This window comes from Clostridium beijerinckii, assembly GCF_008705175.1.
Classification (GTDB): domain Bacteria; phylum Bacillota; class Clostridia; order Clostridiales; family Clostridiaceae; genus Clostridium; species Clostridium beijerinckii.
On sequence record NZ_CP043998.1, the window covers coordinates 1,589,308 to 1,615,410 of the forward strand.

General features: G+C 28.8%; 25 protein-coding genes, 1 other RNA gene and 1 riboswitch. Of the genes, 20 read left to right on the plus strand and 6 right to left on the minus strand.

Going from position 1 to position 26,103, the window contains the following annotated elements:
- Positions 1-34 precede the first annotated feature (34 nt).
- Both F3K33_RS07190 and F3K33_RS07195 read left to right on the plus strand, forming a co-directional pair.
- On the plus strand, positions 35-1,009 hold the full coding sequence (locus tag F3K33_RS07190) for an RluA family pseudouridine synthase (RefSeq protein ID WP_023974237.1): 975 nt from the start codon (positions 35-37) through the stop codon (positions 1,007-1,009).
- 9 nt (positions 1,010-1,018) lie between these two features.
- On the plus strand, positions 1,019-2,635 hold the full coding sequence (locus F3K33_RS07195) for a putative polysaccharide biosynthesis protein (RefSeq protein WP_011968721.1): 1,617 nt from the start codon (positions 1,019-1,021) through the stop codon (positions 2,633-2,635).
- Between the two features lie 179 nt (positions 2,636-2,814).
- On the opposite strand, the gene spoVB is transcribed toward F3K33_RS07195, so the two are convergent.
- Entirely contained in the window at positions 2,815-4,314 is a 1,500-nt protein-coding gene (spoVB, locus tag F3K33_RS07200; protein WP_023974236.1) for a stage V sporulation protein B, read from the minus strand.
- Positions 4,315-4,501: 187 nt separating this feature from the next.
- Between spoVB and F3K33_RS07205 the strand changes: the two genes are divergently transcribed.
- The 10 genes from F3K33_RS07205 to F3K33_RS07245 all read left to right on the plus strand — a co-directional run bounded on the left by F3K33_RS07205 (position 4,502) and on the right by F3K33_RS07245 (position 16,269).
- On the plus strand, positions 4,502-5,332 hold the full coding sequence (locus F3K33_RS07205; protein ID WP_011968723.1) for a methyl-accepting chemotaxis protein: 831 nt from the start codon (positions 4,502-4,504) through the stop codon (positions 5,330-5,332).
- A gap of 249 nt (positions 5,333-5,581) precedes the next feature.
- Positions 5,582-6,886, plus strand: a complete 1,305-nt coding sequence (locus F3K33_RS07210) for a PQQ-dependent sugar dehydrogenase family protein (protein WP_023974235.1) — start codon at positions 5,582-5,584, stop codon at positions 6,884-6,886.
- A gap of 155 nt (positions 6,887-7,041) precedes the next feature.
- On the plus strand, positions 7,042-7,596 hold the full coding sequence (locus F3K33_RS07215; protein WP_017211495.1) for a hypothetical protein: 555 nt from the start codon (positions 7,042-7,044) through the stop codon (positions 7,594-7,596).
- On the plus strand, positions 7,571-9,229 hold the full coding sequence (locus F3K33_RS07220; RefSeq protein WP_039772110.1) for a B12-binding domain-containing radical SAM protein: 1,659 nt from the start codon (positions 7,571-7,573) through the stop codon (positions 9,227-9,229). Before F3K33_RS07215 ends, F3K33_RS07220 begins: the two co-directional genes overlap by 26 nt.
- Before the next feature lie 149 nt (positions 9,230-9,378).
- On the plus strand, positions 9,379-9,501 hold the full coding sequence (locus F3K33_RS26940) for a hypothetical protein (protein WP_023974233.1): 123 nt from the start codon (positions 9,379-9,381) through the stop codon (positions 9,499-9,501).
- Between the two features lie 34 nt (positions 9,502-9,535).
- The gene (locus tag F3K33_RS07225) at positions 9,536-9,742 is read left to right on the plus strand and encodes an acyl-CoA thioester hydrolase/BAAT C-terminal domain-containing protein (protein ID WP_236892147.1); all 207 of its coding nucleotides are present in this window, start codon (positions 9,536-9,538) and stop codon (positions 9,740-9,742) included.
- Positions 9,743-10,237: 495 nt separating this feature from the next.
- Entirely contained in the window at positions 10,238-11,701 is a 1,464-nt protein-coding gene (locus F3K33_RS07230; RefSeq protein WP_023974232.1) for an MFS transporter, read from the plus strand.
- Between the two features lie 163 nt (positions 11,702-11,864).
- The gene (locus F3K33_RS07235; protein ID WP_023974231.1) at positions 11,865-12,821 is read left to right on the plus strand and encodes an MraY family glycosyltransferase; all 957 of its coding nucleotides are present in this window, start codon (positions 11,865-11,867) and stop codon (positions 12,819-12,821) included.
- 102 nt (positions 12,822-12,923) lie between these two features.
- A riboswitch (SAM riboswitch) is annotated at positions 12,924-13,032 on the plus strand.
- Positions 13,033-13,190: 158 nt separating this feature from the next.
- Positions 13,191-13,874, plus strand: a complete 684-nt coding sequence (locus F3K33_RS07240) for a vitamin B12 dependent-methionine synthase activation domain-containing protein (protein ID WP_039772112.1) — start codon at positions 13,191-13,193, stop codon at positions 13,872-13,874.
- Positions 13,864-16,269, plus strand: coding sequence for a homocysteine S-methyltransferase family protein (locus F3K33_RS07245; protein WP_039772114.1), 2,406 nt, complete (start codon positions 13,864-13,866; stop codon positions 16,267-16,269). Before F3K33_RS07240 ends, F3K33_RS07245 begins: the two co-directional genes overlap by 11 nt.
- A gap of 110 nt (positions 16,270-16,379) precedes the next feature.
- Here F3K33_RS07245 and F3K33_RS07250 read toward each other — a convergent pair whose 3' ends face one another.
- Positions 16,380-17,183 (minus strand): MBL fold metallo-hydrolase, encoded by an 804-nt coding sequence (locus F3K33_RS07250; RefSeq protein WP_023974229.1) that lies wholly within the window; start codon positions 17,181-17,183, stop codon positions 16,380-16,382.
- 248 nt (positions 17,184-17,431) lie between these two features.
- On the opposite strand from F3K33_RS07250, the gene F3K33_RS07255 reads away from it, so the two are divergent.
- The 4 genes from F3K33_RS07255 (at position 17,432) to ssrS (ending at position 19,162) form a co-directional block, all read left to right on the plus strand.
- The gene (locus tag F3K33_RS07255) at positions 17,432-17,980 is read left to right on the plus strand and encodes a hypothetical protein (RefSeq protein WP_023974228.1); all 549 of its coding nucleotides are present in this window, start codon (positions 17,432-17,434) and stop codon (positions 17,978-17,980) included.
- Between the two features lie 271 nt (positions 17,981-18,251).
- Positions 18,252-18,497: a DUF1292 domain-containing protein gene (locus F3K33_RS07260; protein ID WP_011968737.1), complete on the plus strand. Its 246-nt coding sequence runs from the start codon at positions 18,252-18,254 to the stop codon at positions 18,495-18,497.
- Positions 18,498-18,513: 16 nt separating this feature from the next.
- A complete protein-coding gene (locus F3K33_RS07265) occupies positions 18,514-18,912 on the plus strand; it encodes a hypothetical protein (protein ID WP_011968738.1) in 399 nt (132 codons plus the stop codon).
- Positions 18,913-18,968: 56 nt separating this feature from the next.
- Positions 18,969-19,162, plus strand: a non-coding RNA gene (gene ssrS / locus F3K33_RS07270) — 6S RNA.
- A gap of 182 nt (positions 19,163-19,344) precedes the next feature.
- On the opposite strand, the gene F3K33_RS07275 is transcribed toward ssrS, so the two are convergent.
- Positions 19,345-19,557, minus strand: a complete 213-nt coding sequence (locus F3K33_RS07275; RefSeq protein ID WP_017211484.1) for a hypothetical protein — start codon at positions 19,555-19,557, stop codon at positions 19,345-19,347.
- Between the two features lie 308 nt (positions 19,558-19,865).
- Here F3K33_RS07275 and F3K33_RS07280 point away from each other — a divergent pair, with 308 nt between their 5' ends.
- The 3 genes from F3K33_RS07280 (at position 19,866) to F3K33_RS07290 (ending at position 22,475) form a co-directional block, all read left to right on the plus strand.
- Positions 19,866-20,063 (plus strand): DUF896 domain-containing protein, encoded by a 198-nt coding sequence (locus tag F3K33_RS07280; protein WP_023974226.1) that lies wholly within the window; start codon positions 19,866-19,868, stop codon positions 20,061-20,063.
- Positions 20,064-20,069: 6 nt separating this feature from the next.
- A complete protein-coding gene (gene hprK, locus F3K33_RS07285) occupies positions 20,070-20,978 on the plus strand; it encodes an HPr(Ser) kinase/phosphatase (RefSeq protein WP_011968740.1) in 909 nt (302 codons plus the stop codon).
- A gap of 99 nt (positions 20,979-21,077) precedes the next feature.
- Complete coding sequence (locus tag F3K33_RS07290; protein WP_039772116.1) at positions 21,078-22,475, plus strand: aminopeptidase; 1,398 nt, start codon at positions 21,078-21,080, stop codon at positions 22,473-22,475.
- An 86-nt stretch (positions 22,476-22,561) separates the two neighbouring features.
- On the opposite strand, the gene F3K33_RS07295 is transcribed toward F3K33_RS07290, so the two are convergent.
- Complete coding sequence (locus F3K33_RS07295; RefSeq protein WP_039772117.1) at positions 22,562-23,401, minus strand: PHP domain-containing protein; 840 nt, start codon at positions 23,399-23,401, stop codon at positions 22,562-22,564.
- A gap of 251 nt (positions 23,402-23,652) precedes the next feature.
- The gene (locus F3K33_RS07300; RefSeq protein ID WP_011968743.1) at positions 23,653-24,135 is read right to left on the minus strand and encodes a DUF4883 family protein; all 483 of its coding nucleotides are present in this window, start codon (positions 24,133-24,135) and stop codon (positions 23,653-23,655) included.
- 145 nt (positions 24,136-24,280) lie between these two features.
- On the opposite strand from F3K33_RS07300, the gene F3K33_RS07305 reads away from it, so the two are divergent.
- Positions 24,281-25,303 (plus strand): pyruvate kinase, encoded by a 1,023-nt coding sequence (locus F3K33_RS07305; RefSeq protein ID WP_039772118.1) that lies wholly within the window; start codon positions 24,281-24,283, stop codon positions 25,301-25,303.
- A gap of 164 nt (positions 25,304-25,467) precedes the next feature.
- Here F3K33_RS07305 and F3K33_RS07310 read toward each other — a convergent pair whose 3' ends face one another.
- Positions 25,468-25,962, minus strand: a complete 495-nt coding sequence (locus tag F3K33_RS07310) for a hypothetical protein (protein WP_039772119.1) — start codon at positions 25,960-25,962, stop codon at positions 25,468-25,470.
- Positions 25,963-26,103: the final 141 nt, after the last annotated feature.

Sequence of the window (26,103 nt, forward strand, 5' to 3'; positions counted from 1 at the left end):
ATGCTAAGGGTAATAAATTTAGGAGTGATTATATTTGAAAATAGAAATAGGTCCAAACGAGGCAGGTCAGAGATTAGATAAATTTTTAAGAAAATTATTAAAAGATGTGCCATTAAGCGCAATTTTTAAAGCTCTAAGAAAAAAAGATATAAGGGTTAATGGGAAAAAACAAAATGAGAAATACTTCTTACAAGAAGGCGATGTAGTAGAAATAAAATACATACAGAGTAACAAAGAAGATAAAAAAGAAAAGTTTATTAAAGTTGATCCTAAAAGAATCAAGATTGCATATGAAGATGAAAATGTAGTAGTAATTGAAAAATGGCCAGATGTATTGGTTCATTCAGATAGCAATAATAGTGAAGAACCTACTCTTACAGATTATGTTCTTTCTTATTTAAATGATAAGGGTGATTATATTCCAGAAAACGAAATAACATTTACACCAGCAGCATGCAATAGATTAGATAGAAATACTTCAGGAATGGTCATGTTCGGAAAGACTTTCGAAGGTTTAAAAGCCATAAATGAAGCCATTAGAGAAGACGAAATAAGAAAATATTATTACGCTTTAGCAAAAGGAAAAATAAGAGCTGGACTTTATGAGGCGTACATATTAAAGAATCCTGAAACTAACACATCTAAGATATACGACACTGAGGTTAAGAACTCAAAAAAAATATCAATGGAAATAAGTATAGTGGAAAGCAATGGTGCATATTCACTTTTAGAAATACACTTAATTACAGGAAGAAGTCATCAAATTAGAGCACATTTAGCACATTTAGGAAACCCTATAATTGGAGATAATAAATATGGAGATAAGAAATTAAATTCATTTTTTGAAAGTAAATATGGTCTAAATTTTCAGTATTTATATGCTTATAAGTTGAATTTTAGAAAAATTAATGGAAAGTTAGAATATCTAAAAAACAAGACTATAGCATCGGCATTACCTCCAATATTTAAAAAAATAAAGCAAGATGTATTTAAGTTCTCACTTAGATAGGAGGTAATTATGGAAGATCAATCAGCCAATAGTAGCAGAGGCTTTTTAATTCTTTCAATAGCAGGGCTTTTAACCAAAGTTATATCAGTTTTTTATATACCACTGCTTCAAAGAATAATTGGGTTAGATGGATATGGAATATATCAGAATTGTTATGAAGTGTTTTTATTTGTATATGCAGTTACCAACTTAGGGACTCAACCAGCTATTGCTAAAGTGGTTGCAGAGCTTACAGCATTAGGAAAACCAAACGATGCTGTAAGAGCTCTTAAAATATCAAGAACTCTTTTATCTTTAGTTGGTGCGGTATTAACTATATTTTTAATGCTGTTTGCTTTTCCTATTGGAAATATGATTGGAAACCCAGCAGCTTCTTATGGAATTTTGATGCTTGCGCCAAGTATATTTGTTACATCGCTTTTATCATCGTATAGAGGATATTTTCAAGGAAGAAATAGTATGACTGCAATTGCGGTATCACAAGTATTAGAACAAGTAATAAATATCGCAATTAGTTTAGCTTGTGCATATTTCCTAGTACACATAAGTGTTGAATATGGTAGTGCAGGGGGAACTATAGGTACTTCCGTAGGTGCTTTCGTTGCATGTCTATATATGGTATATGTTTATGGAAAGAAGAATTTTGAAGAAGATTCTATGTATGCTCAACAAAATGTTAAAAGAGTAAGAACTAAGCATATCATAAGAAAGTTAATTAAATACGGCTTACCAATAACATTAAGCTCAGGGCTTCAGAATTTTGGTAGCTTAGTAGATATGGTGAACGTAAATAGTAGGTTAGCATTTGCAGGATTTGATTTACAACAATCTCACGTGCTTTATGGGGTTCTTGGGAGATATAAGACCTTATTATCTGTTCCATTGATAATAGTTACTGCCCTTGGGACAACCGTATTACCGGCTGTTTCAGCAGCTATGGCATTAAAAGATAAGAAGGAAATAAGAAGAAAAACTTCTTTTGCTTTTAGAATAACATTAATAATAACAATACCAGCAGCTGTAGGCCTTTCTTGCTTAGGACAAGAGGTTTTTGAATTGCTTTATGGAACTGATCAAGGGTTTGAATTAATGGTAATGGGATCAGTAGTTTTGGTTCTCATGGCTGTTGTGCAAATACAAACAATAATACTTCAAAGTATGAATAAGCTTTATTATGTGCTTGGAACATTTAGTATAGGGATAGTAGCTAAAATAATAGCTAATTACATATTAGTAGGGATACCAGAAATTAATATTTTAGGAGTAGTAGCAGGAAACTTTTTATGGTTTGCAATACCAATGATCTTAAATAAAAGAGCATTAAAAAAGGCACTTAGAGTTAAGATTCCTCTTTTTAGAAGCGCAGTTAAACCTCTTTTTGCTTCTGCAATAATGGCAGGTATAATATTTATGCTCAAGACACCAACATCAGTTATACTAACATTAGCTAATGGAAATGTTTTCTTAAAAGCAATTTCAACGATTTTAATTATTTCTATAGCTGGATTTGTTTATTTATATTCAATGATGTTAATAGGTGGAATAAAAAAGAATGATATAGACAGTATATCACCTAGAATATTTAACTATTTACCTAGATTTTTGAGAAAAAAACTTCAAAAGTAAAGAATGGGATTTAACTATAAACATTTAGTCAGTGTATTTATAATATCTGCTATGGCCAGACGGCTTCATAGGATTATATAATGTACACTAGCAAAAATTATAGTTAAATCCCAATTTGCTTTAAACAAGAACAAAGCCTTATTAAGCTAAACTATATGAATAACTGGGTTACATAGATATTAATATTCATTTTCTCCAAAGGTACCAAGGTACGTAAAAATTAAGAAAACAAGACCCATTATAATAAAGTTATTTATGACTATAGAATTCGTGAACATATGTTTTGAAAATATGTTTATAATTAAGAAAGTTAAAAATCCAAGCAATATATATATTACTATATTAAATTTGTTTAAATTAAGTTCAATATGTTTGTTAACCTCGTACATATTGAGAATAAAGCCAATTGTACACGCTACAAGCATAGTTAAACTATAACCAAATATATTAATTGCATGAATAGCAGTAAATATGTATAAACATATCAATTCAATTACGGCTTCTATTAATGAGTTTCTTAAAATTATTCCTTGTCTATTAAGTCCATTTAGTATTCCAAACATAGTTACTGCAGGAAAGAATATTGGTGCAGTAAGTGAAGCAAATCTAATATATAGACCTAAGTCATTCCGGCCATAAAACATCTCACCAAGGCTATGGGGAATAACATTACAAATTATTGTTGTTGCTATACCAAGTAAGAAAGCAACTTTAAGGACCTTTCTTATTCTAACAGAGGCTTCATATTGTTTTCCTAAAACTAGACTTTGAGAAAGATCTGGAATTAATAATGTATTAATTGTTGAGACCACAATTAACGGTATTGTTATTATGCTAAGAGCCATCCCAGTATATTTACCTATCATACTTAAAGCTTCAGTATAAGTAAAACCAGCTACTAGTAAACGCCGAGGAACAATTAGTGTTGCAAGAGTCCCTAGAATATTAGTTAAAAAACCATTTGCACAAAGTGGAATTGCTATAATTACCACATCAAAGAGAAGCTGAAATCTGCTTTCAGTCTTTTCGTGAGAAATGGGCATTTTTCTAATTGAGTATTTGTAGTAAATATAGAGGAAAAATAAGCTTTGAAATTCACCAATGCATAATGCAACTGTAGCTAAGGTTACCATACCTTCTAAAGTATTAGCTTTAGTAAAAAATATAAGCATGCTTACAGTTAGAATTCTCATGGCCTTTTCAAAAATATCAATTATAGCTGGCACTGTAATCTTAGAAGTTCCGTAAAAGTATCCTTTAAGTATATTTGAAATTGCTATACATACCATAGCTGGACAGATAACTTTTATTGCATTTATAGTACGAGCGTCATTTACACCGTATTTACCAATTAGTGGGGCGCATATAAATACTAGTATACCTACCAAGAGTGCCCAAGATATATTAAATAATGAAACAACTCTAATCGTTTTTTCTATATTTTTATGTTCCCCTTTTTGTGCATAGACAGCAGTTATTTTGGATATAGAAGCAACTATACCTGCAGTCATAAGACATATAAATAAATTGTAAATAGGCATAACCAAATTATAGAGCCCCATTCCTTCGGCTCCTAGGACTTTAGAAAGATAGATGGAAAATATAAAACCGAGTATACCCGTAGTCACGTTAGAGGACACTAATAAAAAAGAATTTTTTAAAAAATTATCTTTGCCCAAAGTTCATTCACTCCTTTAAATTACTTTAAATAATATTCAAAATGATAACTAAATATGAATTTGAAAATTTTAGATATAAAGGTAGAATGATATAAAATAAAACAAATATTTACAAAGAAGTGCTAAAAAGATATAATTATCTGTGGCTAAATTATAAAAAACAATTGTACTAAATGGGGGAAACATAATGAACAAAATTTCAGATAATAATATGATAAATTTTTTCTATAATGCATTGCCATCTCTAGAAGTCCTTTTTGATGAAGATGTATCTATGGCATTAACTGATACTAAGCAATATTTATATACAAAGTACAGCCCTAAATTGGAATTAAACACAAATAAGGGAGATATAATTCCAGAAGGAGGAGCTATAATTGAAGTGTTGAGAACTGGGAATACTATGATAAAAGTTGTGCCAGAGCATGTATATGGAACTGCTTTTAAATCATTCGCAATTCCAATTAAAGAAGAAGGTAAAGTTGTAGGTGTTTTTGTCGTAGGAAAAAGTTTAGAAAGAAAAAATGCTGTGATGAGTATAACTAAAAATTTAACGGAAACTTTATCACAAATATCAATAACTATAAACGAAGTTGCAAAAGATGTACAAGAGTTAGCGACAATGAATGAAGAATTATTATTGGAAACTAAAGAAACTAATGAAAAGACCAAAGATACAGATAATATAGTAACATTTATTCAAGGAATTTCATCACAGACAAATTTATTAGGGTTAAATGCTGCAATTGAAGCGGCTAGAGCTGGTGATGCAGGAAGAGGATTTAATGTTGTTGCCCAAGAAATTAGGAAACTATCAAATTCTTCAAATGAGTCAATAAAACAGATAGATTCAGTTATAAAACATATATCAACATCAATAAATAGCATAAATGATGGTTTAATTAAATCTAATGATGTCTCACAAGGTCAATCAGCTGCATTAGAAGAAATAGCAGCATCTATAGCAGAGTTAAACTCAACAGCTAAGAAATTAGGAGAATTAGCTGAAAATCTTTAATTTATGGAATATTGATTAACATATATAAACATCTTTACATAGTTAAAAAGAATATAAAAATTAGTAGGAGTAATAATCCATATATTTTATGTGAGTTATTGCTCTTATTTTAATATGTAAAACAAATAAGATTTTTAAAGAGAGGTCTTATTTTATTAAATTTACAATATAAATTTAATATGGATATTATGATTTGTACATAAGAAGTATTTTTAGAATTTAATTATAGAGGTAAAGGAGGGAAGTGTAGTGAAAAGATTTCTAAAGTTTTTGATTATATCAATTATAATAGTTGTACTAGCTTTTGCTGTATTTAAATTATCTAATGAATATAGGATGAATACATTAAAAAATAATGTTAGCTGGAGTGTTGTTTATAAAAATTGTAAAGATTCTGTAGCTTTTGAGAAAGATGAAAACCAAAATACCTATATAGCTTACAATAATTATATTAAAGTTATTAAAATAGATGGTAGGGAAGAAACTTTATTGGAGGATAAATCCTTAGAAATGGAAAACTTGCTTTATTATAATAACAAATTGTATTTTATTTCTAAAACAGATTTATATGAATATGATTTAGCATCAAAAAGTTTAAAAAGCATTTTAGGGAATATACCTAGTGAAGGGAAATATTTGGATAGGAATTTAATTATAAAGGATTCAAAATTACTTTTAGCGATAGGAAGTGCTACGAATTCAGGAATAGCATCTAATGATAGCGAGTATTCGCAAAACAAAATACCTTATGATAAAAGCTCTATAGATGTAACATTAAATGGATTCAATTATGGTGAAAAGAAAACAGGAGCTTTTATGCCATATGGAAATTCCAGTGAAGGAGGGCAAAAAATAAAAGCCCAGAGTATAGCAAACTCTTGTATAATTGAAGTGAATCTAAATAACGATAAGACATCATTATATGCTTCAGGAATAAGAAATGTAAAGGGATGGGATCTAGATAGTGAAGGAAATCTAATTGGAATTGTTGGAGGGATGGAGAATATAGGGGATAGGCCTATTAATAGAGATTTTGATTATTTGTATAAACTAGATAAAGGAAAATGGTATGGTTGGCCTGATTTTAGTGGTGGAGATCCTATAAGTTCACCAAGGTTTAAAGGGGAAAAATTAGTATCACCTCTTATTGCTAATCCTCCTAATAAAATAGTTCAAGCACCTATATATCAATATCCAGAAGTTAGTGCGATAAGATACTTAGCCATAGATAAAGATGGAAAAATATTAGAAAAGAATTCAAATGTATATTTTAATAGTAAAGAGAATCTTATAGCTGGAATAAATTCAGAAAGTGTTGTATATGACTTATTAAAGTTAAAAGATAAGAGTAAAATACAGGGAATTAAATATTCGGATGGAGATATTTATATATTAGATAGTGGAATGGGTTGTATATATAAATTACAATCTAATGATTTTGGATTGAAATTTAATCTTCCAAAACCAATTTGGATATTTATATTTGTATTTTTATTTATACTAACCTGCTTAATAATATTTAAATTTTATTCTAAGCGCGGATATAAAAAATAATAAATAGAAAATTGAACTGTCTTAAGTGATGTTTTATCAACTTAAGACAGTTTTATTATTTAAGTAATCTAATAAACAAAAATAATTTATATTCAAATTTATGGAATAAATGCTAAAATATAATAAAAGGTATTAGTGATAATGGAGGAGATGTTATGGGAAAAACATTGGTAATTAATCTAGAGAATATTATATTTCAAGGAGATATATTAGATGTAGGAGAAAAAAATCTTGGTATAATATATAATATATCAAAGGAAGCAAAGGATGAGATATCATTAGACTATGTATCTAGCGATAGTAAAGTAGAGCTAAAAGATAGAAAATATGATGCATGTACATTTTTCTTTGAGTTAAATAAAATATGGACTAGTTTAGAAAAAGAAAGATTAATAAGAGAAATAAGTTCATATATAAAAGAATCTGGTGAAATATTTATTTGGGATATTAATAAAGAAAGGGGAAAAATATTTAATAATAAGATAAAAGTAATATTACAAAATGAAAAAGTTAAGGAGTTTACATTTAAGAATTTAAATATACTTTTAAATTCGAATATTGAAGAAATAAAAAAAATTCTTGAAAAATATTTTGAAATAGAAGAAACTAAAGCGTGGGAAGATGTTTTCTTCATAAGAGGAAAGAAACTGAAGACTAAAGCTGAAGTAGAGGAGAATATTAATTATGAAGGTATTAATTACAGCGATTGACTCTAAATTCATTCATAGTAATTTAGCAGTTAGATACTTAAAAAGTTTTACAAGAGATATGGATTATGAAAGCAAAATAAAAGAATTCACTATAAACGATAGGGAAGGTAGAATACTTGAAGAAATAATTAAAGAAAAACCAGATATTGTAGCATTTTCAACATATATTTGGAATGTTGAACTTATCTCAAGAGTGGCTAATTTGATAAAGAGAGTGGATTCTAATATAGAAATTTTATATGGTGGACCAGAAGTTTCATTTGACTCAAGAAGTTTCTTGAAAAATAATGTAGGAGAATATGTTATTGAAGGTGAAGGAGAAAAAACTTATAGAGATTTTATTCTATATAAATTAGGTAAAATTAAACTGGAAGATGTCAGAGGGCTTCATTATAAAGTTAATGATATAGTTTATTCCAATGAAAAGCGTCCACTTATGTCAATGGATGAAATATTTTTTCCATATGAAGAAAATGAAGATTTGACTAATAAAATTGTATATTATGAGGCTTCACGAGGGTGTCCTTTTAACTGTAAATACTGTCTTTCATCTACAAGTCATGGAGTTAGATTTTTAGATATTGATAGAGTATTAAAGGATTTAATGTATTTTATAAATAAGGAAGTTAGATTAGTTAAATTTGTTGACCGTACATTTAACTGTAATTCTAAATTTGCTATGGCAATATGGGATTTCTTAATAAATCAAGATACGAATACTCAATTTCATTTTGAGATATCAGCAGACATATTAAAGCCACAGGAAATAGAACTTTTATCAAAAGCTCCAAAAGGAAGATTTAGATTTGAAGTTGGCGTTCAAACTACTAATGACGAAGTTTTAAGAAATATAAATAGATTTGTTAATTTCAGTGATATAAAAGAAAAAGTTTTAGAAATTGAAGCATTAAGAAATATAGATCAGCATTTAGATCTAATAGCAGGACTTCCTGGAGAAGATTATGAATCTTTCAAAAAGTCTTTTAATGATATGTATGAAATAAAACCAGAAGAAATACAACTTGGTTTTTTAAAGTTATTAAAGGGATCTTCTATGAGAGAAGATGCAGACAAATATGGAATGGAATACTCACCATATCCGCCATATGAGATATTAAAAACGGATAAAATCTCATACGAAGAGTTATTAAAACTAAAAAAGGTAGAAGAGATGGTAGATAAATATTATAATTCTCAAAAGTTTAATCATATAATTAGATATTTTGAAAGAAAATTTGAGTTACCATTTGATTTTTACTATAGTCTAGGAATGTTCTTTGAAGATAAAGGTTATTTTAGCAAAAACATAGGAAATGCTGAATACTATAAAGTATTTTTAGATTATAGTGAAAGTGTATTACAAGAAAGTAACAAATATTTAAAAGAGATTATTAGATTTAATTACTTAATATTTAATAAGAAACGTGGTCTTCCAGAATTTTTGAGAAGTGACATGGAGAAAGAGGAAGAAAAGAGTATAAAAGAAAAACTTAAAGAACAATATTCATTTAAAGAATATCATTTAGAAAAGTTTAAAATTAACATAGAGAAATATATTGAAACTGGAGAAATATTAGAAGAGGATACTTATTATTTATTTAATGATAAGGCTGAATATATTAGATGTATTTAAGTAATATAAGAAAATATTGAGATTTATTTATATTTATGTAGGTTAAATAAAAAGATTATTTGAATATAGCAAAGAGTAGCATGCATAGGAATAATATGAGTGTTACTCTTTTGTGTAATTATATAATAAATATATGGGGGGAGAGGTTAATGGAGAATAATTGTACGATAAGTATTATGCCTGAAACATCAAAAGTTGATGAACCTGTAACAATAAAAATAAGTGGACTTTTAAAAAATGAAAGAGTATTAATTCGCATCTTTAAAAGATAAAATTTGGCCTTCTAAAACTCACTGTGAAATAATCGTGGAATTGCTTAGAAAAGCTCATTTTAAACATGAATATAAACATATCACATACGAAAAATCTGGACATATGCTAACTGTACCGTATCAATCTATATATCCTTCAAATAAATATCCAGACGATATAGATGGTTTTGCAAAGGCAAATATAAATTGTTGGAATGAAACTATAAACTTTATAAACAAATGGTCAAGACAAAAGATCTAATAATGAGAATGATTTAACCTAGAAAATGTATCCAAATTATTGAAATGGGTCCAACCCCTGATGTTTCCTATAAATATTTATATATTTTAATAGTTAAATATTAAAGTATATAAATATTTAACTATATATGTTTGAAAATATATATCTTTGATAATATTTAAATATAAACATATGTTAATATTTAAATTTAAATCCATTGTTATCTTAAGAAAATCTGATTTTGAATTAAATGAATGGCCAGGATATAATAATATGACAATCAATCCTCTTTACACTTGAATCGTAATTAAAAAGTGTAAAGAGTTTTTTGTTTATATTTATAATTATTGAATCTCTGAAAAAAAAACATCTTGACTTGGAGTTAACTTCAAGTGATAAGTTATATATGACAAAAAGATAGAAATGTATTCTACAATATTTAGCCAATTCATAATAAAGCATTTTTTTATGAATTACTGAATATAATAAGTTTAGCTAAGGAGGAATTTTTAGAGGATGAGTAAGAAAGGAAATTTGATTGTAACACTTGCGTTATTGCTGTCAAATGCAATGGCTGGTTTAGATGGGACAATTGTCAACACAGCATTACCAGCAATCATAAGTGATTTACATGGAATTCAATACATGGGGTGGATAGTAGCTGTTTTTTTATTAGGAATGGCAGTAGTAACTCCTCTTTGGAGCAAATTAGGAGAGCGTATTGGGAACCGAAGAACATATCAAATAGCCACATTATTATTTGCAATTGGTTCAATATTTCAGGCATTATCAAGTAATATAATTTTTTTTCTTATTGCAAGAACCATTATGGGAATAGGGGCAGGTGGAATGAACACTATCCCATTTATCATTTATGCAGATTTGTATACAAACTTAAGAAAGAGGGCTAAGGTAATTGGATATGCGACAGCAAGCTTTAGTGCAGCAGCAATTATAGGGCCTTTAATAGGCGGCTGGATAGTTGATACTTTTAGTTGGCATTGGGTATTCTATATCAATGTTCCAATCGCATTAATTTCAATACTAAGTGTTCAAATTTTCTTTAAAGAGCCCCAAAAGATTTCTACGGTAGAAAAAATTGATTACTTAGGTGCTGTAATTATGATAGTTAGCTTGGTAACTCTTTTAACAGGTATTCAAATGATAGAGACAGCTTCATTAAGCTTGGTTAGTAGTTTGATTATTATAAGTCTTATTTTATTGATAGTACTATTTAAAGTTGAAGAAAAGGCAGCGGATCCTATAATACCTAATAGACTTTTTAAAAATGGACCATTAGTAGTTGATTTCATATTATTTTCTCTTTTATGGGGCGCATTTGTTGCCTTTAATATATACATACCAATGTGGGCGCAAGGATTATTAGGAGTAAGTGCTTTAATTGGAGGGGTGACTCAGATTCCAGGGTCTATTACTAATTTTCTGGGCTCAGTAGTTGGACCAGCTATGCAGCCAGGATTGGGTAAGTATCGTACAGTTGCTCTAGGAACATTAGCGTTTATAATTTCTTTTGGAATTATGGCATTAGCTGGAATATCTGTACCATTATGGATTATATTAATAGCAGGAGCATTTGAGGGATTTGGTTTGGGGTTAAGTTTCAATATATTACAAATAAGCGTACAACAGGATGCCGAAAAACGAGATATTCCAATTGCGACATCATTTGCATATCTTTTACGTATTTTAAGTCAAACATTTATGTCATCAATATATGGAGTAATTTTAAATAACGCTTTAAACAAAGGTGTGGCTGAATCTCATGGAGAAGTTACTATTGAAGCATTAAATAAGTTGAGTGACTCCCAAAGCGCAGGTGATTTACCCAAAAATTTATTACCACTTATGAAGCAGATTATGTACGGTGGTTTACATAATATAATGTTAGTTGCATTAGTTTTATTAGCTATTGCGTTAGTTTTGAATATTGGAATACAACTAAAGGTGAAAAAGAAGTAGTATTTTAAAAGGAAAAAAATTATGTTCTTAGTTTTTAATTATACCGTAATAATTTTGTAATTGATATAAGATATCTTTAATAGTATAATCAAATAGGAAGTAAACCAAGATGGAATACTTGGATATAATTTACTACTGTAGATTTAACTAAGGAGTAGGAAAGATGGATTATGTATTAGCAATGGTAATTTCACTTATAACTGCATTAATTACCATGCCATTTCTTATGAAACTAGCTAACAAATTACATTTCACGGATAAGCCCAGCAAAAGAAAACAACATAAAGTGCCAACACCACTATGTGGAGGTTTAGCATTGTATTTTGGTTTTTTTGTTTCATATTTTATATTCCCAAGGGATGATATGAAGCTGCTACAACAATTAACTGTTTTTGTTGCAGCAACAATGATAATAATAATTGGTTTAATAGATGACTGGTATAAGACTAAAGGAAAAGAATTTGCTATATTTCCAAGATTAGTTATTCAGCTATTATCTGCAATCTTAGTGTTTAAGGCAGGTGTTTTTTTTCAAGGATTTACAAATCCTTTTACAGGCAGTTATGTAGAGTTGAACACTACAATACAATTTATCCTTACAATAACTTGGATATTTGGAGTTACAACTGTAATTAACTGGTCTGATGGTATGGATGGATTGGCAGGAGGGTTATCCCTCATATCTGCAATAACATTTTTCTTAGCAGCAATTATATTAGAACAAAGTGATTCTGCATTAGTATCTATAATGTTAGTTGGAACAATTTTGGGATTTTTATATTATAATAGATTCCCGGCAAAAGTTTTTATGGGAGATTCTGGAGCTAATTTTTTAGGATTTATTTTAAGTATAACAGCATTGGAGGGGGCATTTAAACAGGCAACTGTTTTAAGTCTATTTATACCAATACTTGCTTTAGCAGTACCTATATTTGATAATTTATTTGTCATTATTAAAAGATTCTCGGAAGGGAAACCAGTGTATCAAGCAGATAGAAGCCAGATACATTTTAGATTAGAGAAAAGAGGTCTTACTACTGTACAAGTCGTAAATTACATAATGTTAATAAGTTTATCTTTTAGTGCGATTTCTATAATATTGCTGTTAATTAAAAGATAAAGTTAGTATATTTAGACATTTTATATTTTAAGTGAAGTATTTAAAGTTAAAGATGAAACATTTACAAACAAGATATTATAATATATACTTAAAAAGTATAGGAACTTATCAAGAGTGGTGGAGGGACTGGCCCGAAGAAACCCAGCAACCGGTAAATTTTATAGAATTACTTGGTGCTAAATCCTGCAGCGTAAAAGCTGGTAGATAAGGTATTGAAAAGCATTTAAGCCTAAAGGAATACCTTTAGGCTTTTTTTGTTAAAATAAATTATCAAAAAGAAAGATTATATAAATAATTGTAAAGATTAACAATGAAAATTTATAGGACATGGCAGTGCTTTGAGATTAGTAATAAGGTGGTGATCAATATATGGGAGATTTGAAACTACAGATAAACAAGAATGAAGTACTTAGGTATCTTGGATATAAAGGACAGGATATAGATGAAAATATTGTAAATCTTATTGAGGAATGTAGAGAAGAAATCAAGAAGATAATTACCCCAAGATTTATGTATGAATATAAAGATATAATACAGATTGATGAGGCTATAGAGGTTGTTAATACAAAACTAATTTTATATGGAAAAGATATAAAAGAGCATCTTAAAGATTCAAAACAGTGCGTATTAATGGCAGTAACTTTGGGAAATGATGTGGAAAGAAAAACGAGATTATATGAAAAAATAAATTTAACAAAAGCACTCATATTAGATGCTTGTGCTACAACAGCAGTAGAGGAAGTATGTGATTATGTAGAAAAGATTGTTAAGGAAAAAGCTATATTGAATAATAAGGATATAACTTTTAGGTATAGTCCAGGTTATGGAGATTTGTCGTTAGATGTTCAAAGTAGCTTTTTAAGGGCATTAGATGCTCAGAAAAAAATTGGACTTACTGTATCAGAAAATAATTTACTATTTCCTAGGAAATCTGTTACAGCAATAATAGGGATAATAAATAGTGGAAGTAAAAAGAAAATAAAGAGCTGCAAAAAATGTACTAACTACAAAAATTGTAGTTTTAGAAGAGAGGGAGAAATCTGTGGGGATTAGAGAATATATAAGAAATAACATATTAATATTTGATGGAGCTATGGGAACAATGCTTCAAAAGAAAGGGCTGAAATTAGGAGAAAATCCTGAAATCTTAAATCTAAAAGAGCCATATATAATAGAAGAAATCCATAGAGAATATATATCTAGCGGTGCTAATGTAATAACTACTAATACTTTTGGGGCTAATGAACTTAAGCTAAAACTTTGTGATTTAGTGGTTGAAGAAGCAATAGATGCGGCAGTTAATATTGCCAAAAAAGCTAAAGGAAATAGTGAAACATATATAGCGCTGGATGTAGGTCCTATAGGGGATCTTTTAGAGCCTATGGGAACTCTAAGTTTTGACAGAGCGTATGAAATTTTTAAACGACAAATAATTCAAGGGGTTAAATCTGGTGTTGATATAATTTTAATTGAAACAATGACAGATTTATACGAGCTTAAGGCCGCAGTGCTTGCAGCAAAGGAAAATTCAAGTTTGCCAATATTTTGTACAATGACCTTTGAAGAAAATTTGAGAACATTCACCGGATGTACTCCAGAAGCCATGGTGCTTGTATTAGAAGGATTAGGAGTAGATGCACTTGGCGTTAATTGCTCTTTGGGGCCAAAGCAGCTAAAACCAATTGTTGAAGAGATATGCAGCTTATCACATATTCCAGTAATGGTTCAGCCTAATGCAGGACTTCCAACACTATCAATAGGTAATGAAACAAAATATGATGTTACTAAAGAAGAATTTGCAGATACTTTATGTGGATTAATTGACATAGGGGTAAGAGTGATAGGTGGATGTTGTGGAACAAGTCCAGAATATATCGATGAATTGTATAAAATAACGAGAAATAAGAAACTTGTGTCCATGGAAAAAGAATATTATTCCGCAGTTTGTACACCGTCAAAAGTAGTAAGGATAGATGGTGTTAGAATCATAGGTGAACGAATTAATCCTACAGGTAAAAAGTTATTTAAGGAAGCTTTAAAAAATGGAGATTTAGATTATATATTAAATCAAGCAGTTTCTCAAATAGAAGTTGGAGCTCACATTCTAGATGTTAATGTAGGATTACCTGAAATTGATGAGGCAGATATGATGCATAAAGTAATTAGAGAGATTCAAGGCATCATGGATACACCACTTCAAATAGATTCTTCTGATCATAAAGCAATAGAGACAGGGCTCAGATATTATAATGGAAAACCTATATTGAATTCTGTAAATGGAGAAGATGAAGTTTTAGATAGAATACTTCCTATAGTAAAAAAATACGGCGCAAGTGTAGTAGGTTTAACATTAGATGAAAGAGGTATTCCAGCAAAAGCAGAAGAAAGATTTGAGATTGCAGAAAAAATAATAAGTAAAGCAGCGGAATACGGAATAAGAAAAGAAGATGTATTTATAGATTGTTTAGTTTTAACTGTGTCAGCTCAGCAGAAAGAAGTTCAAGAAACTTTAAAAGCTGTAAGAATGGTTAAAGAGAAATTAGGAGTTAAAACAGTACTTGGAGTTTCAAATATATCGTTTGGCCTTCCTAATAGAGAATTAATTAATGAAACTTTCTTGGCTCTGGCTCTTGGAAATGGGCTAGATTTACCAATAATTAATCCTAATGTGAATGGAATGACTAGAGTTATTGATTCTTACAATGTTTTATATAATTATGATAAAGGCGCTGAAAGTTATATTAATAATTATGCAAATGTAGAATTATCAAGAGAAGTCACTATTAAAGGTAATGGAGCAGCAAAGATTAATTCAAATATAAATACAGTTCATGATTTAAAGTATATTGTCGTTAAAGGACTAAAAGAAGAGGCGAAGCAAGCCACTGTTGAATTATTAAAAGAAAAGAAGGAGCTTGAAATAGTTAATGAGTATTTAATTCCAGCATTAGATATGGTTGGAGAAAAATATGAAAAAGGGGAACTTTTTTTACCGCAGCTAATTCAAGCAGCTGAAACGGTAAAAAATTCATTTACCATTTTGAAGGAAGAAATATCTAGAACTAATTCTCAAACTATATCAAAGGGTAAGATAATTGTAGCTACAGTAAAAGGAGATATTCATGATATAGGTAAAAATATAGTAAAAGTTATCTTAGAAAACTATGGCTATGAAATGATAGATTTAGGGAAGGATGTACCTATAAAGACTGTTGTAGAGGAAGCAAAAAAACATAATGCATCTTTAATTGGATTAAGTGCGCTTATGACAACGACACTTAAAAGCATGGAGGAAACGATAAAAGCGCTAAGGGAAGATGGGTACAATGGAAAGATATTTGTTGGTGGAGCAGTACTTACAAAAGATACAGCAGAAAGAATAGGTGCAGACTTCTATGCCAAAGATGCAAAGGAATCAGTAGAAATTGCAAGAAGAGTACTTTCATAGTAAATAATAAATTAAGAAACTAATATTTAAAGGGTTGTCCTATGCATTAAAAATGCATAGGACAACCCTTTAAATTACAAGAATTTATACTAAAGCTAAATTATAAAATATTATAATTCTATTATATCTAAATCATCAGGCATGTATATCTTTCCGCTGAACTCCTCTTTACCTTCATTTATGTACAATTCTTTTCTATTCTTTAGATTTTTATCTTCTGTATGATATAAAATAACATTCTTAACATTTAAATCCTGTGCATTTTTGCAAGCGTCTTTTGCGGTAGCATGGTGTTTTTCATATGGTTTAAATATTTCTTTTTGAGAGTAAAGGCAAAATGCTTCATGGAATAAATAATCTACATTAGCACAATATTTCTTCACAGTTTCTCTATAAGGTTCGTCACCTAAAAATGTTAGAGACTTACCGTTATTTAATGTTGTTGTGAATCCATGTTGGAGATCTTTTGTGCTTTTTATATCGAAGAAAGTAGTTTTTCTATTTAATATAGTTGCTGTATAGTTATCCTCAATTCCATTAAATAATATTCTATCATCAAATAATTTTAAAAATTTTTTTTGAAGCACAAATGAAGAAATTGATTTTATAGCATCTATTGAAGTTTTGTGGCAATAGATATTTAAATTTCCAGAGTATTTATCATTTAGTATGCTTTGTGCTACAGCACGGATAACCCAAACGCTTCCTAGTATATGATCATTATGATTATGAGATATAAACATATTATGTATTTTATTAATTGATATATTTAACTTTTCTAGATTTGATAGGATTGTATTACCACCACCTGCATCAATAAGGAAGTGCTCGTCTTCGTTAGATAAAGTAAAACATGTATTATAGCATTTTGTAACCATTGCGGAACCAGTTCCGAGAATATATATATTTTCCATCGTAAATCTCCTTGTATAAATTAAAAAATTTTAAAGATAATATGAGTAAAGATTACTAAATATTAAATTTAACATAATTACAATTATAAGAGTTAAATGAAATAAATTCAATATTATGATAGTGCTACATAAATAAGCTTAAGTTTGAAATATAAATACAAATATATTTTGTCAAATGCATTTACTTATAATTAGACATGCTATATACTAGTGTATATACATGTGATGCAAGAGGAGGAGAAAATATAATGAATAATAAAATAAAACAAATGGTGTATGCCGGATTACTTACAGCATTAGCAATAATAATTCCTATTCAGTTTGGATTTTTAAGAATAGTTATTCCACCATACTTTACTGCAACATTAGCGGCTCATGTACCTATGATGTTATCAATGTTGATATCGCCTTTTGTGGCAGCTGTAGTTGGAATAGGCTCTACAATTGGATTTTTAATAGCTGGAACACCAGCGCCAGTAGTGGCAAGGGCAGCAACTCATATAGTTGTAGGATATGTTGGAGCAATGATAATTATGAAAAATAAAAGCTATGTTAAGGCAATAGCAATAACAGCTCCAATCCATGGAATCTTAGAGGCTTTAGTTACAATACCATTTATAGGATTTTCAGTTGCCGTTTATCCTGCATTGATCATTACAGTTGTTGGTGCAATATTGCATCATTCAGCAGATAGCATAATAGCATATGCAATAGTTAAAGCTATGGCAAAAGCAAGAAAGAAAAACATTTATAATGTTTTTGGAGAATTCAAGACTCAAAGAGCTTTACAGAGATAAGGATAATTAGTACTTATAATTTATAGAATATAATAGAGCCGTTCATATTTAAAGCTGAGTGCATTATATTTACATGCATTCAGCTTTGTTTTTTAAAATTATATGGAAAGTTATAGAAAATAATAAAAAAGATATAGACAAAAATACTAAATATCATATAATAAGGATAGAATAAATTTAAAGTTGTAAAATTGAGAAGTATGTTAAATGTTATTTGACTAAGAATCTTAAGAAAAACAATTTCAAATTAGAATACAATGAGGTGAACATTTTGGAAGAAAAAGAAATAATGTCGTTTAAAGATGAAAATGGAAATAAAGTTGATTTTGAAGCTATTGCAAAGATATATTTAGAAGAACAAGGATATTTGTTACTATCACCAGTAGATGAAAAGTGTGATGATATGTTTGCATTTAGAATAGATATTAATGAAGAAGGCAATGAAGAATTAAACCTTGTGGAAGATGATAAGGAATTTGAGGAAATAAAGAAAGAATATAAGAAATTATTGTATTAAATAGGAGTGAAATTTAATGAAGAGTTCAGAAATAATTGATTTTTTGGAAGACAATGATTTAGCAGATGTTGAAGAAATAAAACACAAAAGCAATTATGTGATAATAAAATTTTATTATGACTTTGACAAAGAAGAATTAAGCGCTGCAAAAGCATACTCAACTGAAGAAAGTGATTTTGAACCAGAAAGTGATGAATGGTATAACGAATATTACATTCCTTACTTAAGAGATATTGCCGTAGATAATGTAGAATCAATAATTGAAGAAATATCAGATGAGTTTGAACTAGAATCTAAATATAAAGAATTCGGAATGGAAAATGGAAATAGTGGATATTTCAAGTTTATAGCAGCATTTTCTGAAGAGTTAACAGATATAGAAATGGAAGATATTTTAAACGATTACTATGAGTAAAACTGGTATTAAAATACTATTGAAAATATATTTCCTTATGTTATAATTAAATCATAGATTTCCTGAGATGTGCGTAAAGCTTATGATATTCAACCTACATTACATTATCGGGATTTACAATATATTCATAAATGTCAGGCTTCATTAAAAGCACAGTATTGTGTCAGTAGAAGACAGGAATGAATTGAGTTTAACCCACCTGCGAGGCGCAGGACTTGAATATATAGGTGAACGGCATGTTGGGAGCTATGATTGAATTCAACACCTCTATTAGAGGTGTTTTTTTATGTACAATAAAATATAAACTAAAAAGAAAATACCAAACCTATATCTAGTTTGGTATTCAGTTATATTAACATAAAACTAAAGTTATAATTAAATATTCTAGTTCTTATAAAGTAGCTATTTTTATATTTTATTTATTGCTATATTTTAAGCAGCTATGTTTTTTACAGATTTAGAGTTATGTTGCTTATAATATATTGAAATCAATTCTTTTTGATATAAGACAATGTACTTGTCCAAATTTTGAGATAAATCAACTATAAATGTTTTACTTGGTGAAAAAAACAATAATAATAAGTTAAGTAGGTTTTTCCTAAGTACAATATTACATTTTAGTTTAAAAATTACCCAAGTTTTCATACTAACACCTCTTTTTATCAGACTTGGTTTTTGTTATATGATTATTATAAACAAGAAAAGAAAATTTGTAAAAATATTTCATAATACAATTAATGACAATAATTTGCAGAAATGTTTAATAAAACGGTTAATAATTTGTTTTTCTAGTAGATTCATACCTGAATAGAACATAATTGTATATATTTTACAGACAAAGTGTTCGACAAACGATTACGAAGAAGAATAAATGGTGTCGAAAAAATTCGGGTTGATTATATTATTTTAAATGGTAAAATTATTGATATACGGATAGAAAGGATGAAAATATGATGGACATTGAAAAGGCTAAAATAGAAGAAGTTATAGAAAAAATCAATTCATTATATAAGACTAGTCAAGAAAGAGAATTAAGTAATGAGGAGAAGGATTTGCAAAGTAGATTAAGAAAAAGATATATAGATAATGTTAAGAAAAATTTTAGAGCGCAATTAGAAGGTATAGAACTTAACAATAAGAAAAAGGGATGATGATAATTGGGTGTTTTAGTTAAAAAGTTAATTGATGATTTAAACTTAGAAGTGCTTGTAGAAGGAAAAGAAGATGTTGAAATTTCAGTAAATGATATAAATAGACCGGGACTACAGCTTGCAGGCTTTTATAATTATTTTGCTCCAGAGAGAATCCAGGTTATAGGTAAAGCAGAATGGAGCTTCTTAGATTATATGCAAATTGAATTAAGGAAAAAAAGAGTTAAAAAATATTTTAGCTTTGACATAAATTGCTTAATCATAACTAGAGGATTGGAGCCACATCCAGAGTTTATAAAGGAAGCGAAAAAGCACAATATATGGTTTGTTAGAAGTAATTTAGTTACTACACAATTTATAAGCAAAACTACAATATATCTAGCTGATAAGCTTGCACCAGAAACAAGATTGCATGGAGTTTTGGTAGATGTATCTGGTATAGGAATATTGATTACTGGAGAGAGTGGAATAGGAAAGAGTGAAACTGCATTAGAGTTGATAAAAAGGGGACATAGACTTGTCACAGATGATGCAGTTGATATAAAGGATATAGATGGACAGCTAATAGGAAGATCACCTAAAATAACCGTTGGAATGTTAGAGGTCAGAGGCCTTGGCATAATTGATGTTACAACACTATATGGATTAAGTTCAGTAGTTCAAGAGAAAGAGATAAGGCTAGTTATGCATTTTGAACATTGGAAAGATGACAATGATTATGATAGGCTAGGAATAGATAATGAATATATGAATATACTAGGAATTAACGTGAAGAAATTAACGGTTCCTATTAGACCAGGTAGAAATATCGCGGTTATTATAGAAGCAGCAGCAGTAAATTATAGACACGCATTAATGTCTAAAATTACACCAGTTGATGTAATAGAAAATAGAATGAATGAGCTTAATGATTAATATAGTATGTAACTATTTTTACATAACTCAAGTCTAAGTAAATGATTTGAAATGCTTAGAATATGAGATATATATTTATCATCAAAAGGAGGATTGACTATGGAAAATGAAAAAAAAGATTTAAGCAAAAATGCATGGAATAAATATGATGAGAAAGAAGTTCAAAGCATATTCGAGTTTTGTGAAGGATATAAGAATTTTATGTCTAAATGTAAAACTGAAAGAGAATGTGTTAAGGAAGTACTTAGATTAGCTAAAGCTGAAGGCTATGAAGATATAGAGGAAATTATAAAAAATAATAAACAATTAAAACCAGGCGACAAGGTTTTTGCAAATAACAAAGGAAAAGCTGTTGCGTTGTTTATTGTAGGAAGTGAATCTATAGAAAGGGGGCTAAAGATATTAGGAGCTCACATTGATTCACCAAGATTAGATTTAAAGCAAAATCCACTTTATGAAGATAGTGAGTTAGCATTACTTGATACGCATTATTACGGTGGAATTAAAAAATACCAATGGGTTACATTGCCACTAGCATTACACGGAGTAGTAGCAAAGAAAGATGGTACTGTAATAGATATTTGCATAGGTGAAGATGATAATGATCCTGTTGTTGGAGTATCTGATCTTTTAATTCACTTAGCAGGAGATCAAATGGGCAAAAAAGCTGACAAAGTGGTAGAAGGTGAAGATCTTAATGTATTAGTTGGAAGTATGCCTTTAAAGGGAAGCAAAAAAGATGCTGTTAAGGGAAATATATTAAAGTTATTAAAAGAAAAATATGATTTTGAAGAAGAAGACTTTTTATCTGCTGAAATTGAGATTGTACCAGCTGGAAAGGCTAGAGATTATGGTTTAGATAGAAGTATGGTTATGGCTTATGGGCATGATGATAGAGTATGTTCATATACTTCACTAATGGCTATGTTTGAAATAAAAGAGCCTGATAAAACTTGCTGCTGTCTATTGGTTGACAAAGAAGAAGTAGGTAGTATCGGAGCAACTGGAATGCACTCAAGATTTTTTGAAAATATAGTTGCAGAAATCATTGATAGAATTGAGGGATATTCTGATCTTAAATTAAGAAGATGTCTTACTAATTCAAAGATGCTATCATCCGATGTTAGTGCAGCTTTTGACCCTAATTACCCATCAGTAATGGAAAAGAAGAATTCTGCATTCTTTGGAAAAGGAATGGTATTTAACAAATATACTGGAGCTAGAGGAAAATCAGGTTCTAATGATGCTAGTGCTGAGTATATGGCAGAGCTTAGAAATATAATGGAAAAGCATAATGTTTCAATTCAAACTGCAGAGCTTGGAAAAGTTGATGCTGGTGGCGGTGGAACAATTGCATATATATTAGCTCAATACAATATGGAAGTAATAGATTGTGGAGTTGCACTTCACAATATGCATGCACCTTGGGAAGTTGCAAGTAAAGTTGATATATTTGAAACAATGAATGGATATAAAGCTTTTTTAATAGAGGCTTAATCTCAATAAATTAAGAAAAAAGATATTATCAAGTCTAATGACTTATAATATCTTTTTTTATTGACAGTTAATTTAATCACCTAATATTATAATAGTGGTAGATCTAAAGCGGATAGAAATTTCGATAGATAGTTACTAGGAAATTGCATACAGCCAATGTCCCCATGACGATCATCTGATTCTAAATCACCGTGAAAATCGGAACCACAAGAAACTAACAAATTGTGTTCATCTGCTAAAGAGAGGAATCTGGAAGTTTCATCTTGTGTATTTTGAAAATAAATTGATTCAATCCCATCAAAATTCATTAGCAATAATTCATCAATATTAGAATCATTTATTAATTTAGGGTGAGCTAAAAATACAAGAGCATTATATCTTTTTAGTAATTTCAATCCGTCGCTAGTAGAAAGTTTTAAGGTTGGGACATATGCTTTACAACCTTTCCCAATAAATTTATTGAAAACTTCCTCTAGGTTATAAGGATATCCGCAATTGACTATTTCTCTAGCAATATGAGGCCTTGCAATAGTATCATTAGCTTCTTTTAGAATTTTTTCAAAACTAACTTCTATGTTAAATTCATCTTTAAGCTTATCAACCATAAGTTTAGCTCTCATTATCCTATGATCCTTAATATTAGTTAGTTCTCTAATAAGATCATCATTTTTAAAGTTATTATCTCTAAAGAATCCCAAAAGATGTACACTTTCATTATTGTGTTGAGTTGATAATTCAATTCCAGGAATTAGCGTGATATCATATTTTAAGCTTTCTTCAATAGCTTTATCTAAACCACTTAAGGTATCGTGATCAGTTATAGCTAAGTACTTAACATTGTTATCATGGGCCCTTTTAACCACTTCCTTAGGGGATAATGTTCCATCTGAAGAAGATGTATGAACGTGAAAGTCCACTTTAAGCATATAATTTAACCTCCAATTTAATTTAAGGTTTATAGTAATAAAATTATCTAATTTATTGTAGATTAACTTGGAATAATATAAAAATATGTTATGCAAATTTTAATAATATAATCATATCATAAGATACTTATACAAGTATACTAAAATAAAACTTAGTGGCGGATATTTATAACATAAGTTAATATTCACATTTTCTAACTTATGTGTATATAAATTAAAACAATTGTGCCATGATCTTTTTATAAAAATATCTATTTTGATAAAGGTTTATTAGCTATATGATTACAAAAATCGAATGGATTGTATCTTAGCGGTAAATCTTTAATTGATATAATATCTTCCTTATAATTCCCATCCCAAGGTGAAACTGATATAGTTGAATCATTAAAAATCCTAAATAGATACTGGCTATTATCTTCAAAAAGTATTTTTATTCTGAAAGGTTCTTTTGCATCAACTGATTCGTCAGAATAATTAACAGTTGTTAGAGCTGAAACAAAATCTTCAATTATTGAATTTTCTTCACTTGGAACTTCTATTTCCTTATATAGATTAGTATCAAATACATAAAGCGTGAAGTTTTGATTATTTAAAATTTTAGATTTAATTTCATCAATATAATAATGATTACTTGGTTTTACTGAAAAGTTTATGTATTTAGGACTTTGAAGAGCGCAGCTGCTCAAAGTGAAACAGAGAAATAAAATTGTGAAAGCAAAAGTTAATTTTTTCAAAAGTATACCTCCTAGAAATACGTTATATACTATTAAATTTATTCTTTTAGTTATTTTTTAGAACTTTTCAATTAAGCCAATAAGTGATAATTACGAAGATTCTATAATATGAATAAAAAGTAGAGATAATTTGGGAGATTGGTTTATGTATATAATAGGAACAGTAGGCCCTAATGTAAAAGATAGAGCAGTACTTAAAGGGATAATAGAGAGTGGAGTAAATGCTTTGCGATTTAACTTTATACACGGAAGCGCAGAAGAATTTTTAGAATTTTTAAAAATGGCTAAAGATATAAAGAGTGATATCCAAGTAATGCTAGATCTTTCAGGAACTAAGGTAAGAGTATCTGGTAAATTCCAATATATTTTCAAAGTTTATAATGGAGAAGTAATTTATTTTTGTGGAGAAGACAAATATAGTGAAATAGTAAAAAATAGTAAAAATAAAATTAAAGTTATCCCATTAAATATAAAAAATAAAATTTTGAATGAAAAAGATTATAAACAAATAGGAATAAAGGACAATACGATGACTTTCGATATCATAGATAAAGTTGATGGACTAATAAAGGCAACTACAATTCGGGGAGGAGTTATTAGAAAATGGAAGGGTTGTAATATAAAGAATCTTGAAAGAAAAGAGTTGCCGCTAAATGAAAATGATAAGGCCGCAATAGTTTGGGGAGTTAACAATAAAGTAGATATAATATGCCAATCGTTCGTTGAGGAAAAGAAAGATATTGATGATGTTAAATTATTTCTAAATAACAGAAAATCAAATCAATTTAAGCCTAAAATTTGGGCTAAAATAGAAACATTAAATGGAGTTAATAATATAAAAAGCATTTTAGGTGAAGCAGATGGAATTGTTATAGGCAGAGGTGATTTGATTCCAGAAACATCTATAGAAGATACTCCTATTTATGAAGAAAGAATAATAAAAGAAGTTCTAGGAGATAAAGATAAGGAGATAATTATAGCTACGCATATCCTTAATAGCATGAAAAATGGAAAAATGCCATCGATTTCAGAGGTAGAGAGCATATATAATTTCATAAAAATCGGAGCTACTGGATTTCTTTTGGCAGGGGAAACGTCAATAGGAAAAGCACCTATAAGAACAGTAGAATTTCTAAATAATTTGATTATAAAATATAGAAATATATGAGCAGTAATAAAAAAGTCCAAGCGATTATGAAATAGCGGAAATCAATTAATCATGAAAGTAATTGAAATGATATTAGTTAGACTGAGTATATTAAAAAGTATATATAAATATGTATTAAGAGTATAAGAAATAAATATGATTTATTTCTTATACTCTTAATTTGTCTATATGTTATTATGTATTCGCTTCAAATAGAAACTTATGATAATAGTCAATGCGTAATCATAAACTAAAAGTACAATTTGCCCAGCAATCCATATCATATATGAAGGATAATCAATGTTAAAATCGACTAAAAGATTAGTAAAAATAAAATAAATTACTAGAAGTGATGCATTAAAAGCGATTAATTTAAAAAATAATTCCAGTGGAATATTTCTAAGTTTTTCTGAAAAATATTTTACTATTCCATAAATCCCAAAGAATGATATATAATAGACGGCAATATTGGTTGGAATCAAAAATAAACTAAGAATACTTGAGGCTACATAAACTAATATAGTATTTTTTATTGAAGTTCTTATTATTGAGATAGGAATTAAGCAAGAAGCTATTGTCAATATTGTTAAAGTGCTTACTGGAAGTATAGAAGCAGCATAAAGTACAATTAATGTTAATGCTATAGTTATTCCGTTTTCAGCTATATATTTTGCCTTCATAAGATATTCACCTCACTAAATAAATGCAACTTATATATATGTTCTAAAAAGTTTAATTCATAGAAGTTTACTTTAAAGTATAAGTTAATGTAGTGGCAGTCAGCCAGTTTTTTAAAGAATGAATTATAATATTTAGAACAT